Here is a 14118-nt window from a genome sequence, read left to right on the forward strand (position 1 = left end):
TCGAGATCGAGAATGTCGGTCCAGATCAACGCATCCGCAGGCGTGCGATTGAGCACCTCCGGGATCGGCTCATGGAAGTCCGCAAAGATGTCCTGGACACCCTCCAGATCGAGCTTCTCCAGGGTAGGATCATCTCTCCTTTCGGCGCCGCAACAGGCAAACCAGTAGACTCGCTCGCCTGGCAAGGCGGCGAGACCGAATCGCTTGCCCGCCCCCAACTCTCGGTAAGGCGAGCCCGATTCATGTCACCAGGCACGTACGGAGCGATTGCCCGCCAGCACGTGTAGCGGGCAAAATGCTCACGCGATTCCGGAAAGAGCGCCTTGCGCACGACAGAGTGAATGCCGTCGCCGGCGACGACGAAATTAGCTTCGACTGCTTCGCCGCTTGCGAAATCCAGTACGATACGATCGTCGGTCTCGCGTGCGCCGACGCACTCCATGCCCGTCCGGATCATCCTTTCAGGGAGTTTCGCAAGAAGCGCTTTGTGAAGGTCGCCTCGATGCAGCACGGCCATCGCCAGATGTCCGTAACGGCGCCCGAGTTCCTGGAAGTCGGTGGATTGCAGCACCCTTCCGCCCTGGTCCAGCAGCTCGAGCTGCTGGATCGGCTGCGCCGCGGCAGTGACCAGGTCATAGAGACCAAGCGTGCGGAGGCCCCTAAGCGCATTGGCGCTGAGACTAAGGCCCGCTCCAAGAGGTTCGAGCGCCTCGGCCTGTTCGTAAATTTCCGTATCCCATCCAATGAGACGTAGGCCCTGTGCCGCCGCTAATCCGGCAATACCCGCGCCAACGATCACTGCGCGCATGCTGTGTCCTTTCTTCATCCGGTAGCGCAAGGTGTTCGCGCTACCGGATGCCTAGCGGTGCCGTCACGGCTTGGGGCGCAGCTCAGTTGTGGCCCAAGTCCGAATACCGCTCTCCTGTGCGATCCGAACTAGGCCGCCATCTTGCCGCAGCTCTCGGCGCATCGGCGGCAGGTATCGACACAGCTCTGCATATCGCCGATCCGCTGGCAGTCCGCCGCGCACTCGGTGCAGATTTCGGCGCACTCTCGGCAGACGTGCTTGTGATATTCCGAGCCGATCAGCATGAAATGCGCCGCCGCCCGGCAGATCTCAGCGCAAGCCGAGATCAACCTGAAGTGCCTCGGTTCGATATGCTCGCCGCCCAATTCCTGGTTCCAGGACAGGCACTCGGCGATGCAGGCTTTCATTTCCGGCGATTGACGATGATGCATGGCAAACCTCCTTTCGAGAGACTGAAGGGCTCACTTCGCGTGTTCCTTGACCCACTCGGGTCATCTCTTCGATTTCCTTCTTCTGGGCTGCGATGATCTTCTCGGCCATCGACTTCGCCTGCTGGTCGTCGCCATACTTCAACTCGACCTCGGACATGTTGATCGCCGCCGTGTGGTGGGCGATCATGCCGCAGACGAACGCTACGTCCGGATCCTTTGCCATCATGCATGACCGCGGTCCTGAGGATTCTGTTCATTTCATTCTCCTGTCATCTCACGATAGAACTTGCTTGGGTGTCTGGTCAGGCAAGCCGAGGTTTGGGGGGAGGATAGAGCGCCCGCACCAGCAGGAACGGCTGCGCCAGGGCAAGCAGCGGCGGTGCGGTTCGTGAAGCCTCGTGCATGGTTTCGAATGCCGGCACCTGCAGGATCGGGCAGCAGTGAAGTTTTGGGCAGCAGGGTCCGGACCGGAGCGCCTTCTGGAAGCCGTCGTAATCCGACGCAGCTATTGATGGGCACTGGTGGTCCGCCTGGAAATTGGCGCCGCCGCAAGACCATGGAGATTGACCATGGCGAAGCATAGGACGGCTATCCGGATGAGCCGGGATATTGTTGTCAGGACGGGCATCGGGCCGGTTCCCTTTCGCCGGCCAAACCCGCCCTGTCGGCGAAAGTTCCCGTAGGGGCTGTGCGAAATAGGATCAGAAGCCGATCGCCGCCTTCGTTCCGAGTGTTGCTGCCGCCAAGAGAAGATAGCGTCCCGTCTTTGCGACCGTCACCAGGATGAGAAAGGACCACAGCGGCTCCCGCAGCACTCCGGCAAGCACGGTCAAGGCATCGCCGAACAGCGGCATCCAGGAAAGAAGCAGCGACCAGCGGCCATAGCGTAGCGTCCATACCACGCGCTGGCCCTATCCAGGGATGACGGCTTAACCGGGAACCACGGCCGGTCGTGGAAGCGGTCGATGAAAAGTCCGAGAACCCAGTTGCAAACAGCGCCGAGGACATTTCCGACGCTTGCAACGGCGACAAGTCCAGCGATGGAGAACTCTCCGGACAGCAGAAGGCCCACGAGCACCGGTTCCGACTGAAACGGCAGCAAGGTTGCCGCGCCGAAGGCGACAACGAACAACCCAAGGTACGCGCATAATTCCAGCATCCGGCCGAGCTCAAGCTTGGTATTATTGGTTGGTCGGCGGAAGTACCGTCATCACCCCACCACCCAACGGCACCAAATCGCAATCTTGTCCATTTCTTCGATTGACCTTACCACGATCGTAATCCTTAGAACTCAAATCTGCGGCGAGGTTAAGTTTATCGCTGTAGCAGTGCCACACTATCGACGCGAATCGCGTGTTGATACGAGCTGACGATTGACAACTTCGGAACCGATGGTAGTCCTCGGGCATGGGTATGTTTCGAATCACATTGCAAAAGATGTTGGTTCTGCTCCGCTTGGCGATTGTCATGTCGCTGACGGTTTACTCATTGCCGGCCGCCTCTGCGGCCATGCATAGCACTTCGGCCAATCCTGAAGTCGCGCAGTCCGACAGCCATCATCATGAGATGGGGAGCGGCGGACATACACACGGCGACCAGAAATCCTCCCCAGACGATGCGCAGAAGCTCGCGAAAACCGAGTGCTGCAAGGGATTCTGCGTCAGCATGGCGATTGTCGCGGCCGCCGAGCCTGTTGGTGGACCGCGGGTAGCCTCCTTCCGCGAGTTCATCGACGACGCCCGGACCACGGGCGAACTTCCGCCTCTGCACCGACCCCCGAACATCTGAATAGGACCTCACCCGTTCTTCTCACGGGTCTCAGGAGTGTTCGCGAGCGAGGTTGCTCTCGAGCCCCCACTCCAATTTCCTATTCGGATAAAACCATGAAACCATTGTTCTTCGTGGTCGCATTGCCGCTTTTCGCAAGCGGATGCGCTACCACATTGCCTCCCGATGTCATTGCTTCAGGCGACCTCGCCACCTCCCAGGTCGGAGTCCGCCCTATCAGATATACGAGCCCGGTCTCGGGCTACACCCACCGTGTCCCGGTCGATCCCAAGCCGTGGCGCAATCAGAATGACGTGCAGGCTCCCGAAGGAGACGCGTCATGATCAGAGCCAAGATGAAACTCGCTGCGACGCTCGTCTTGCCGCTGGTACTCGGCGGTTGCGTTTCCACGACCGAGTACGCAGCGAAGGATGCCGGGTTTTCCTTGGTCAAGGGCAAGACCGCTGAGGCTGCGGGCAAGCAGACGGTCTGGGTACAGAACCAGCAGCAGGCCCGCATCGTCTCCGACCGCGTGAAGACGCTGATGGCGAAGAAGACCATCGACGTCGAAACCGCCGTCCAGGTCGCTCTGCTCAACAACAAGGGGCTGCAGGCCGCCTATGCCGATCTTGGAGACTCGGCTGCCGACGCCTGGCAGTCGACAATGCTTGTCAATCCGACGGTCGCCATTGGCCTCAACGGTATCGGAGCGCCGGGGATCGAGGCATTCAGGTCCGTCGAGGGTGTGATTGCAAATAACATCCTGGCGCTCGCCACGCGCGAGCGCGATATCGCCATCGCCGACACCCGGTTCCGGCAGGCGCAGTTGAACGCCGCGCTGCGCACCCTGCAGCTCGCTGCAGACACGCGTCGCGCCTGGATCAATGCCGTCGCCGCCTGGGAGACGGTCGGTCAGCTCAACCAGGCGCAGGCGGCGGCCGACGCCGCCTCGGAACTCGCCCAGAAGCTCGGCGAGACCGGAGCCATGACGAAGGGCTCCCAGGCTCGCGAGCACGTCTTCTACGCCGAGCTGGCAGGACAGTCTGCGAAGGTGCGGTTGGAGGCCCGGCTCGCCAAGGAAGAGCTGACGCGGTTGATGGGGGTCTGGGGCTCGGACATCGACTACCACGTGCCGAACCGCCTGCCGTCCCTGCCGAAAGGTCTGATGAAGCGCGGTCTGATCGAGGCGGAAGCGTTGCAACGCCGTGTCGATCTCCAGATGGCGAAACTTGACCTCGAAGCGACAGCCAAATCCTACAAGCTGACGGAAGCAACCCGTTACGTCACTGACCTCGAACTCCTGACCGGCTTCGAGACCGAAAGGGAAAAGGAAGACGGCAACGTCGAGACCGAGACGACAGGCATTGCCGAACTCGAATTCGTCATTCCAATCTTCGACAGCGGCAGGGCCCGCATGCGCAAGGCGGAACTGGCTTACATGCGGTCGGCGAACCTGCTGGCGGAAAAGGCGGTCAACGTCCGCTCGGAGGCCCGCTCCGCCTACCAGGCTTACCGCGCCAACTACGATATCGCCCGGCACTACCGGAACAGCGTCGTGCCGCTGCGGACCAAGATCGAAGAGGAATCCCTCCTCACCTACAACGCGATGATCACCAACACCTTCGAACTGCTCGCCGATAGCCGCGACAAGGTCAACTCGATCCTGCTTGCCGTCAACGCCAAGCGCGATTTTTGGCTGGCCGAGGCCAATCTCGCCCCCGCCATCTATGGCGGCGGCGCAGGAGCGGCTTCCGGCGAAACGGAAGTCGCGGCAGCCGCCGAGAGCGGCGGTGGCGGCCACTGAGAAAGGAACAGACAATGTTCAACAGAAGACAGTTATTAGGCGCGAGCGCTGCACTGGTGTCGACCGCCGCCTGGGCGAAGACCTCCAACATGGGGCTTCCCGAGGCAGCCGTTATGGAGACGGCGGAGACTCAAGCCCCGGTCCGTCCAACCTCCGGCCCCGACTACAATCCCGTCGTCACTCTTAACGGCTGGACGCTCCCCTACCGCATGAACAACGGCGTCAAGGAATTCCACCTCGTCGCCGAGCCGGTCGAGCGCGAGATGGCCGAAGGCATGATTGCCTACCTCTGGGGCTACAACGGCCAGTCGCCGGGACCGACTATCGAGGCGGTCGAGGGCGACCGGGTGCGCATCTTCGTCACCAACAAGCTGCCCGAGCACACGACGATCCACTGGCATGGCATGATTCTGCCCTCCGGCATGGACGGCGTCGGCGGGCTGACGCAGCCGCACATCCCCGTCGGCAAGACCTTCGTCTACGAGTTCGACCTCGTGAAGTCCGGCACCTTCATGTACCACCCGCATTCCGACGAAATGGTGCAGATGGCGATGGGGATGATGGGCTTCTTCGTCGTCCATCCGAAGGACCCGAAGTTCATGCCCGTCGACCGGGACTTCGTCTTCCTGCTCAACGCCTACGACATCGACCCCGGTTCCTACGTGCCGAAGGTCATGGAAATGACCGACTTCAACATGTGGTGCTGGAACAGCCGCGTATTTCCGGACATTAGCCCGCTCGTCGTCTCCAAGAACGACCGGGTGCGCGTCCGGGTCGGCAATCTCACCATGACCAACCACCCGATCCACATGCATGGCTATGACTTCGAGGTCACCTGCACCGACGGCGGCTGGGTGCGGCCGGAAGCACGCTGGCCCGAGGTCAGCATCGACATCCCGGTCGGGGCGATGCGGGCATACGAGTTCGACGCCAAATATGTCGGCGACTGGGCGATCCATTGCCACAAGTCGCACCACACGATGAACGCCATGGGGCACGATATCCCGACCTTCATCGGCGTCGACAAGTCGAAGGTCACAGAGAAGATCAAGAAGCTCCAGCCCGAATACATGCCGATGGGCACTAAAGGCATGGCCGACATGGGCGAAATGGAAATGGAAATTCCCGAGAACACAGTGCCGATGATGACCGGCTGGGGTCCACACGGCCCCATCGAGATGGGCGGCATGTTCTCGGTCGTCAAGGTGCGCGAAGGCATCTCGACCGACGATTATACCGATCCCGGCTGGTACGAGAACCCGCCCGGCACCCAGGCCTGGGAATGGACGGGCGAGCTTCCCGATTGGACCAAGGCCAAGGACGCAAAGACCCAGATCACGCCGAAACGTTCGAAACACGGATGATGCCGCGTGCCGATGTTCAACCAACCAAAGGACTACACGATGAAAGCTGCAACCTTCGGACTTCTCGTCGCCGCGCTCGCCACTCCGGCACTCGCTGGTGGTAATCACGCAGGCGGCCATGGCGAGGCCATGGCGGTCGGCGAACCCGGCAAGAAAACCAACGCCACCCAGACCATCCAGGTCACGATGAAGGAGAAGGAAGACGGCAAGATGATCTTCACGCCGTCGACCTTCAAGGTCCGCAAGGGCCAGACCGTCCGCTTCGCAATCAAGAACGCGGGCGAACTCGACCATGAGTTCGTGCTCGATCAGGAAGACAAGATCATGGAGCACAAGGCGGTGATGGAGAAGTTCCCGGAGATGGAACATGACGATCCAAACGCCATCCGTCTCGCGGCCGGAAAGTCCGGCGAAATCATCTGGAAGTTCACCAATGACGGCACGTTCAAGATCGCCTGCCTGGTGCCCGGCCACTACGACGCAGGCATGCACGGCGACATCACGGTTGCCAAGAAGTAATCATCGAAAGGAGCCTCATATGAAAACGTTCGTCAAGCTCGCCCTCGCCTCCACCGTCGCCCTTGGCACCGCCTACGGCGCTCTCGCCGCCGAGTTCACCAAGGCCACCGTCAAGAAGATCGACGCCAAAGCGAAGAAGGTGACGCTGATCCACGAAGAGCTGAAGTCTCTCGACATGCCCGCGATGACGATGGTGTTCCGCGTCCAGGACGACGCCATGCTGGAGAAGCTGAAGGAAGGCGCGAACATCGAATTCGTCGCCGAGCGCGTCAACGGCAAGCTGACCGTCACACAGGTCAAGTAGTAGCGAACGGGACGCGGCCAGGATTGGGCCGCGTCCCGTTCCATCCATCCGGCAGGGAGGAAGCGGGTGGCCAGGTCGTCAAACAACCCGATCTCAGTGCAAGCGGACAGACATGACGTCTTCACTTCATCCCCACTGGGATTTCGAGCGCGAAGTCCGCGCCATCCTCTTGCGGTTCGTTGCGTTCGCAATCCTGCTCGCTAACCTCATACTCGGCAGCAGAGAAGGTGCCGAGACCACGCAGCGTGTCGTTGTCATCAGCTATTTCGTCATCAGCGTCGCTTCCGTCGCGACCGCACGTTTGCTGCCCGGACGCTCCTGGCTGAAGACCCTGTTCGTCGTCCTTGATGCCCTGCTCGTCACCTTAATCCTCTACGCGCATATTCTTGCTGGACCGGTCACCGAGAACCATAACCTAACGACGACGAGCCTGGTGGTTGCCTTCATTGTGCTCACTCATGTGGGTCTGAAGCTCGACCGTCGTCTTGTGCTGGTGTTTTCCGGCATCGTCCTCACGGCCTGGGTGACTATGCTGGCGATCACGGCGGCCAGGCACCACACCGCCAGCGTCACGTCGCTGCTTGCGTCGTTCTTCAATGAGGATCTCGGCCTAACGGTCAGCTTCGGCTTCACCGCCTTTGCGATTTACCTGCTTGCGCGCGATCATGACCGAACGCGCAAGGAGGCCCTCAAGGCGAACCAGCGCCGGCACAATCTCTCGCGGTTCTTCTCCCCACTGATCGTCTCGGAACTGCAGGAAAGGGGGCAAGCTCTCGGCCTCGAGCGCCGCAACGCAGCGATCATGTTTATCGATCTTCGCGATTTCACCAGCTTTGCTGAAACCGCCACTGCCCGCGAGCTGGCATTCGTGCTGGCTGAGTATCGTCAGCTCGTGTCTCAGACAATCTTTGACCACGGAGGAACCGTCGACAAGTTCATCGGCGACGGCGTCATGGCCGTGTTCGGGCAGCCGCGGCCCACGGAAGACGATGCGGACAGGGCACTCGCATGTGCGCTCGACCTGGTTGACGCTCTGAACGACTGGAGAAATCACGGCGTTCGGAATGGCTATCCCGCGCTCGATGCAGCGATTGGACTGCATTATGGCACCGTCGTCGGCGGTGTTCTGGACAGCGGCTGCCACAGCGAGTTCACCGTCATTGGCGACGCGGTGAACGTGGCCCAGCGCCTTGAAACCTTAGCGAAGTCGCTCGATGCGCCTCTCGTGATCTCATCCGAGCTGGTCGCCCGCCTGCGAAGCCCGGCTCCGGCCGCGGCATGGATTTCGCTGAAGGCAGCCCCCCTGCCGGGGCGGCGGCTCCCCATAGACGTGTGCTACCTGCTGCGAGAGAACGCTTCCGGAGGTGTCGAACGTGCGCCGGCCTACGAAACGGGCGTCTCGCAGACGGCTCTCCAGAGATCCGTCTTCCAGTCCTCTCCGCCTGCGCCGGATGTAGGTACCGTGTAGTCGACACCCCTGACCGACACTTTGGCCGGATCACCGCACTTGACCAGTGCCCGATGCTGTCCGGGATCGCTGTAGATCGCCCCGCTATGGGCGTCGGTCTGCGAAAGCGAGATGACCACGTCGTAGTCGTATCCGGGTCGTTCCGTCATCCTATTACTGACGAGCCCTAGGCTGACGACGGTGGCGTCGTCGAACTGCGCTTTATGGAAAACAACAGGCTCCTCGGCACCCGCGATCGGAGCGACAAACATCACAGCCGCAAGTGCGAATGCAAGCTCACGCATTCCCACCTCCCATGGTTCATGCGCTGGACTGACTGTATCACGACGAGACCTCGTCGGCGATCACCATTTCCGCGATCCCAGCGGAACTGATGCCGCCTGTCCCCCGTTCAAAAATCAGGATCAATATCAAAGCGTCTTCGTTTTCGTCCGCGGCTGAGTGCGAGAGACCGGAGACAGGTGAAGGAGCATGCATGGACATGAGGTCAATCGCCGCTCGTTCTTGAAACTAGCTGCAACGGCGGTGGCGCTCGGGTTGACGGGCCACACAGCCGCCCTGGGCGAGCCGACAAACAACGGCCGTCTGCCGCGCGCTTCAGGCGCCGGCTCAATCCTGGCGGAGATGTACGGGCAGAGGTCGACAGAATCTTATCCCGTACCGGCGGTTCCTTACCAAAAGATCGCTCCCCGTTTCACCGACAAGTCGTGGCCGACCCGACAGGCGAGCCGCCCGGCACGATCGTGGTCGATGTCGGGAGCCACTTCCTCTACCTCGTGCAGGTGAAGGGTCAGGCGATACGCTACGGCGTCGCCCTGGGCCGCGCCGGTTTCGAATGGTCGGGCCATGGTGTCGTGCAGTACAAGCGCAAATGGCCCCGCTGGATACCAGCCGATGAGATGATCGAGCGGGAGCCCAAGCTGAAAAAATACAGTCTGGAGCGCGGCGGAATGGAGCCCGGTCCCGACAATCCGCTCGGAGCCCGCGCTCTCTACATTTTCCAAAATGGCGAGGACACGCTCTACCGCGTTCACGGATCGCCGGAATGGTGGACGATTGGCAAACATGTCTCGTCCGGCTGCGTCCGGATGATCAACCAGGATGTCATCGATCTCTATAACCGCGTTGCGGACGGAACCCCCATTCTTGTCACGGACCTGTCAAACGACAAGCCGGACCGATCCTAGAAAGTTGCGCACCCAAGCGGGGCTGGAGCCGGAAAGGCGCGCTCTGTACCGCCGGTTTACGGGTGCTGCACAGGTGCAGCGGCTTATGGTGCGCGGCTTATCCGATGCGAACGACGGTTTCCGAGGTGAACCCGAACGGGGGAATCGCAAGGTTCTCCGGTGCGGGCCCCTTCCGGACGCGCCCGGCAGTGTCATAGTGCGATCCGTGGCAAGGGCAGAATAGCCCGCGAAATCCCCCGCCTGTCCGAGAGGCACGCAGCCGAGGTGCGTGCACACTCCAACCATCACAATCCAGTTCTCCTTCCCCTCACCTGCAGAGCGGGCGAGATCGGTCGCCGGCTGCTCATCGCCAAGGTTGGCGTTCCGCGCCAAAGGATCCTTGAGATCATCAAGCGCAGTCGCTCGTGCTGCCTCGACTTCCTGCTGAGTGCGGTTGCGAATGAAGACTGGCCGGCCCCGCCATTTTACGGTTAGTGACATGCCTTCCACCAAGGACGATATGTCCACCTCGATAGAGGCCATTGCAAGCGTCGACGCATCAGGGCGCATCTGGTCGATGAATGGCCAGGAGGCGGCCCCCACACCCACGGCCCCGGCCATGGCGGTCACCAGATAGAGAAAATCACGTTTGGTAGGCTCGGCTGTCTCGTTCATCGCCAGAAACGCTGCATTTCCTGACGGCACTCGTCACCATCCAGGCGGTCATTGCCCGCAATATTCGGCAATCGATTTTATTCGGTATGGATAGGCAAGGAAAGGCGGGGGCACTCGCTCGCGATCGGCGGAAAATCTTGTGGGTTCCGCGAGCCGTCGTTCGATCTAACGCTGCGCTTCCTGATTAGAGGGGGGATCAACTGAGGCTCGCAATGATTTTCGACCATGCATGCTGACCAATCTGACCCGCTGTAGAGTGGCGACTGGAATGGCAGCTTGTCCTGCAAAGCCGCGTCCAGGTTCTTCGCATTGGACTTCCGCTCACCACCCTGCTGCGATGGGATCTAGACCGGAAAGATCGACCCGAAGCGGCCGCTCGGCGATAGCGCTGGCGGTGACCTTGCGACTTTGCCGGTCGAGACCGATCGATGATCTCGCCACCGTATATCTGTGCCCCCTAATGTTCAGCGGCCATAAGGCGATGGTTCCGGAATCCTCACCCACGAATAGGGCGACGACGAAACAGGGGAAGCTTAGAGCGGCCATCCCGCGCCTCGGCAAACCAGTACCGAAAGCACGGGATGACTAAGTTTCAGTTCACCAGTTCAAAATCACCTGGCTTCCATGTCTTGTCGAACCACGGTTCAAGCGGGCCATAAAGGCGAAGTAGCGAGTTCCAGCTCTTACCCGAGACTGTCTGCACCCAGTTCGTTTCGTGACCGGCAGGCGGTTTTGGAGCGAACCAAATCGTCACCGATCCGTCAGGGTTCTTCTGGATATCTTCCTGCGTGCTATCGATCCCAGCGAGCTTCTGATCGGTTTCCAGCATCGAGCGGGTCTGCCCGTCGTAGACCATGAACGACCAGAAGTTGGCCGCTGGGATCGGAGCGGGAAGCGTGATCTTGTACGTCTTGCCGCCGTCGAGATACTCCCCTTTGCTGTCACGGGCAGCATAGGCATAGGCTGAACCGGTGCCTGGCTTTGCGTCGGCCATGGCCGGTGTGATGCCCGTCGCGTAATAGTGGAACTGGGTCCGCGCATCGAGCATCCGTTCGCCATTGTCGAGGAAGGCATAGCTGCCGCCGACGAAGCTTGTCCCCCATTGCCGATCTGGATAGAACATCACTCGCTCGTCGCGAGGAGCGAACACAATGGCGCGGGCGGTTGCGTTGGCGACGGCGATTGCATCCGTGAGGATTGCCTTCATGCGTGCATCAGGAGCGAACGGCTGCCCCTTCTTAATGCCTATGGAAGCGAAGAGGCCAACGATTTCGGGGTCGAAGGCGTCACCTGGCTCATGCTGAACGACCTCGTTTATCTCCTCGTAGAAGCGGAAGCTGTTGGCGTGGATCGTGTTCAATTGCTTCCCAGAAACATTAACGAAGGCTTGCGTAGGCGGGCTTTGAGCGGCTGACAAAGGATAGATGCGTGCCTTCGCCTTGACACTTTTGGATGCAGCTGCAATGTCACCGTCCTTCACGAAGGCGCGATAGAAGATCAGGTTGCCGTAAGTGCTTGGCGTGGCAACATGATAGCCGCTCTTCGGCAGAGCGCCCGTATAGCCAGGAGGCACGAAAAGGTATTTCCCGCCTTCGCCCTTGTCGGGTCCCGTTAGTCCGACGTCGGTCACCCAGCGAAAGTAGGCATCGTCGACAGGCCCGAGCACGCCGGGGGGCACATCCACGACGACCGGCCCCTCCTTGAGGTCGAGACACATAAACACATAAACCGTGGTGGAGTTGGGCGTGAGGAACAAGGATCGCGCGTCCATCAGGTCTTCCATTATTCCGATGTGAGTGTTCCTCGTCACACCGGCTTGGCTCATTCCTTCGCACAATGCATAGACCGACGCGGCGGGAATTCCGGACAAGAAGGCCTCCACGCCTCGGGCGAAGTCTAGGTTGTCATAGACCTTCTGAACGGTTTCCTTGTCCGGCAAGCCGTCGAAAAACTTGAGCGTTCCGATCCGTGTCTCAACCGTATCCGGTGTCTTGATGTATGCGGGAACCTTTGCCGAATATTTCGGATCGAATTGCTCCTGTGCTACTGCAGGCAACGAAGCCAGAGCGGTCGTGAGAATGAGGCAGCCTGCAATCGCGCTGCAACCCCACGTCAAAATGGATCGTGTCGTCATTGAACTTACCTCTATGCCCGTCAGACCGGGCCCTTGTCTCATTGACCCTGTGTTCACCGTTTCGATTTACCTGCCGAGATGAGCGGCGTTCGCCGGAGACGTCAGTCCACGTAGACGACGACGTAGCGGCCCCCATAGGGCTGGTAGTAGGTTCCTCCGCACTGCCATAAGACTGTGCCGCTAATGCTCGTCCTCACGCAGGCGGCAGGCAGGGCCGCGACATAGATCGCCGAACGCCGTATCGTCCGGCGTGTAGTGCGCCTCGCGACGCCTGCGACGCTGGCCGGGGTCAGCGGGCGTCCGACGCGCGCCTGGGCCTCGCCGATGAAGACCCCCTCGCGGCCCGGCTGCCCTGCAGTCCAAGCGTCGACCGTCACGAGGGCGGCGATGATGGCCGCAGCCGAGATGTATCTCAGGGACGTCCGTTTCATGCTCATTGCTGTGCCTCCAGGATCAGGTCGCCGACGGCATCGGCATGGACCGCGTCCACCTTCTTTGCGTCGGCCGGCGGCTTGAACGAGAACGTCTTCGAATCGACGCCGCCTGTGTCCCAATTGCGGAACCGCAGCGTGTATTGTGGCGAACCGGTCACCCATTTCGTGGTGATCACGTATTTCAAGGGAAGGTTCTGCTCGCCCTTGCTGATCCAGAGCTGCCAGTCCACGTCATTGTTCCGGAACGCCAGATGATCGCATAGCACGCCGCCCACGAAGGCGGTGCCGACCAGCGATCCCGAAACCACGCCTTCCGTCAGCACGGCATAAGGATCGGCGGACAGGAAGTCGGCCCCGGCAGCGTCGAGCCCGGTGGCAGCCCGAAACTCGACCACCGCTTCGTCGATCGAGGGTCCTGGACTGTCGATCTGGGCGTAGACGTTCAGCCGCTTGCCGTAGAGGGAAACGACCTTGCCATCGAAGCTGGCCTCGATATCCGCATACGGGCCCTGCCGCGTCATGCGGAACCCTGCAGGCCGGGACACCACGATCCTGCCCGACGCGCTGTACTGGATTTTTTGCCCGTCCCTCAGCACGACCTCGTGGTCGGTATCGTATTCGACGTCGAACTCCTTCAGCGCCTGCAACTGATCGGTCATGGCACGCAGGACGGAATCCGCGTCCGGGTCGATTGTGCTTTGGGCCCGGGACGGCGCATTCGACAGCGCGACGGCAATTGCGGCGACCGCCAGTCCCGCCGCTCGACGCCTGGTCCCGGAAACGAGGTTGGCATCCACGTTCTGTTGCTTCATGTCACTCTCTCTCAGCTAGTGCGATGCCCGGATGCATCGCCAACGACTTGATCGGACGGTTCGCTTCAGTCGGGGTTCCCCGAGCCGGGCCTCCATCCTCCTTGCTCTACAAGGGCGTCGCCGATTTCGGCGACCAGGCAATCGATAAGCTCCTGCCATTCGCGCTGCCGTTCTTCACTCAACTCCCTGGCGGATTGCGGAAGCCGAGCGAGCGCATGCTCGGCCTCCGCGAGCTCACAGCACAGGTCACAGAAATCCTCGCTCGTTCTCATCAGACGGCGGACCGTGAATTCGGCCTGCGGGAAGCGGCCTGCCGCCGCCGAAAATGCCTGCCCCTTGCCCGTCAGGTCGTTGATCTTGGTCATTCGCCGCTCCCATAAGCAGGCAGCCTATGCGGAGTTCCGGTATGTGCGTAGGTGAAGGGCTGTAACT

General features: G+C 60.8%; 14 protein-coding genes and 4 pseudogenes. 8 read left to right on the forward strand and 10 right to left on the reverse strand.

The window, feature by feature from the left end; genetic code table 11:
- Positions 1 to 25: 25 nt before the first annotated feature.
- The 4 genes and pseudogenes from RHIBR816_RS39055 to RHIBR816_RS38005 all read right to left on the reverse strand — a co-directional run bounded on the left by RHIBR816_RS39055 (position 26) and on the right by RHIBR816_RS38005 (position 2398).
- On the reverse strand, positions 26 to 826 hold the full coding sequence (locus RHIBR816_RS39055) for an FAD-dependent monooxygenase (protein WP_084811107.1): 801 nt from the start codon (positions 824 to 826) through the stop codon (positions 26 to 28).
- 110 nt (positions 827 to 936) lie between these two features.
- Positions 937 to 1239, reverse strand: a complete 303-nt coding sequence (locus RHIBR816_RS0118045; RefSeq protein ID WP_018237982.1) for a four-helix bundle copper-binding protein — start codon at positions 1237 to 1239, stop codon at positions 937 to 939.
- A gap of 30 nt (positions 1240 to 1269) precedes the next feature.
- Positions 1270 to 1465: pseudogene (locus RHIBR816_RS36155) on the reverse strand (DUF305 domain-containing protein); the annotation flags it as partial.
- 475 nt (positions 1466 to 1940) lie between these two features.
- A pseudogene (locus RHIBR816_RS38005) lies at positions 1941 to 2398 on the reverse strand (YqaA family protein).
- Positions 2399 to 2646: 248 nt separating this feature from the next.
- Here RHIBR816_RS38005 and RHIBR816_RS0118060 point away from each other — a divergent pair.
- The 7 genes from RHIBR816_RS0118060 to RHIBR816_RS0118085 all read left to right on the forward strand — a co-directional run bounded on the left by RHIBR816_RS0118060 (position 2647) and on the right by RHIBR816_RS0118085 (position 8465).
- Complete coding sequence (locus RHIBR816_RS0118060) at positions 2647 to 3027, forward strand: hypothetical protein (protein ID WP_018237986.1); 381 nt, start codon at positions 2647 to 2649, stop codon at positions 3025 to 3027.
- A gap of 95 nt (positions 3028 to 3122) precedes the next feature.
- Entirely contained in the window at positions 3123 to 3350 is a 228-nt protein-coding gene (locus tag RHIBR816_RS38475) for a hypothetical protein (RefSeq protein ID WP_084811108.1), read from the forward strand.
- Positions 3347 to 4810: a TolC family protein gene (locus RHIBR816_RS0118065; RefSeq protein WP_018237987.1), complete on the forward strand. Its 1464-nt coding sequence runs from the start codon at positions 3347 to 3349 to the stop codon at positions 4808 to 4810. The genes RHIBR816_RS38475 and RHIBR816_RS0118065 overlap by 4 nt, the downstream gene beginning before the upstream one ends.
- 14 nt (positions 4811 to 4824) lie before the next feature.
- A complete protein-coding gene (locus RHIBR816_RS0118070) occupies positions 4825 to 6174 on the forward strand; it encodes a multicopper oxidase family protein (RefSeq protein ID WP_026187140.1) in 1350 nt (449 codons plus the stop codon).
- Between the two features lie 39 nt (positions 6175 to 6213).
- Positions 6214 to 6693, forward strand: a complete 480-nt coding sequence (locus tag RHIBR816_RS0118075; protein WP_026187141.1) for a plastocyanin/azurin family copper-binding protein — start codon at positions 6214 to 6216, stop codon at positions 6691 to 6693.
- 19 nt (positions 6694 to 6712) lie between these two features.
- Complete coding sequence (locus RHIBR816_RS0118080) at positions 6713 to 6997, forward strand: copper-binding protein (RefSeq protein ID WP_018237990.1); 285 nt, start codon at positions 6713 to 6715, stop codon at positions 6995 to 6997.
- A 112-nt stretch (positions 6998 to 7109) separates the two neighbouring features.
- Entirely contained in the window at positions 7110 to 8465 is a 1356-nt protein-coding gene (locus RHIBR816_RS0118085; RefSeq protein WP_018237991.1) for an adenylate/guanylate cyclase domain-containing protein, read from the forward strand.
- On the opposite strand, the gene RHIBR816_RS36170 is transcribed toward RHIBR816_RS0118085, so the two are convergent.
- Positions 8381 to 8749: a hypothetical protein gene (locus tag RHIBR816_RS36170; protein ID WP_084811109.1), complete on the reverse strand. Its 369-nt coding sequence runs from the start codon at positions 8747 to 8749 to the stop codon at positions 8381 to 8383. The genes RHIBR816_RS0118085 and RHIBR816_RS36170 overlap by 85 nt on opposite strands.
- Before the next feature lie 187 nt (positions 8750 to 8936).
- Here RHIBR816_RS36170 and RHIBR816_RS34365 point away from each other — a divergent pair.
- Positions 8937 to 9652, forward strand: a pseudogene (locus RHIBR816_RS34365) (L,D-transpeptidase).
- 97 nt (positions 9653 to 9749) lie between these two features.
- Here RHIBR816_RS34365 and petA read toward each other — a convergent pair.
- The 5 genes and pseudogenes from petA to RHIBR816_RS0118125 form a co-directional block, all read right to left on the reverse strand.
- Positions 9750 to 10306 (reverse strand): annotated as a pseudogene (petA, locus tag RHIBR816_RS34370) (ubiquinol-cytochrome c reductase iron-sulfur subunit).
- Positions 10307 to 10898: 592 nt separating this feature from the next.
- Positions 10899 to 12440 (reverse strand): DUF1254 domain-containing protein, encoded by a 1542-nt coding sequence (locus RHIBR816_RS0118110; protein WP_084811110.1) that lies wholly within the window; start codon positions 12438 to 12440, stop codon positions 10899 to 10901.
- 101 nt (positions 12441 to 12541) lie between these two features.
- Positions 12542 to 12877: a hypothetical protein gene (locus RHIBR816_RS0118115; protein ID WP_018237996.1), complete on the reverse strand. Its 336-nt coding sequence runs from the start codon at positions 12875 to 12877 to the stop codon at positions 12542 to 12544.
- On the reverse strand, positions 12874 to 13686 hold the full coding sequence (locus RHIBR816_RS0118120; protein ID WP_018237997.1) for a DUF2092 domain-containing protein: 813 nt from the start codon (positions 13684 to 13686) through the stop codon (positions 12874 to 12876). The genes RHIBR816_RS0118115 and RHIBR816_RS0118120 overlap by 4 nt, the downstream gene beginning before the upstream one ends.
- Positions 13687 to 13751: 65 nt before the next feature.
- Complete coding sequence (locus RHIBR816_RS0118125) at positions 13752 to 14051, reverse strand: hypothetical protein (protein ID WP_018237998.1); 300 nt, start codon at positions 14049 to 14051, stop codon at positions 13752 to 13754.
- Between the last annotated feature and the right edge of the window lie 67 nt (positions 14052 to 14118).

The organism is Ensifer sp. BR816 (assembly GCF_000378985.1).
Classification (GTDB): Bacteria; Pseudomonadota; Alphaproteobacteria; order Rhizobiales; family Rhizobiaceae; genus Sinorhizobium.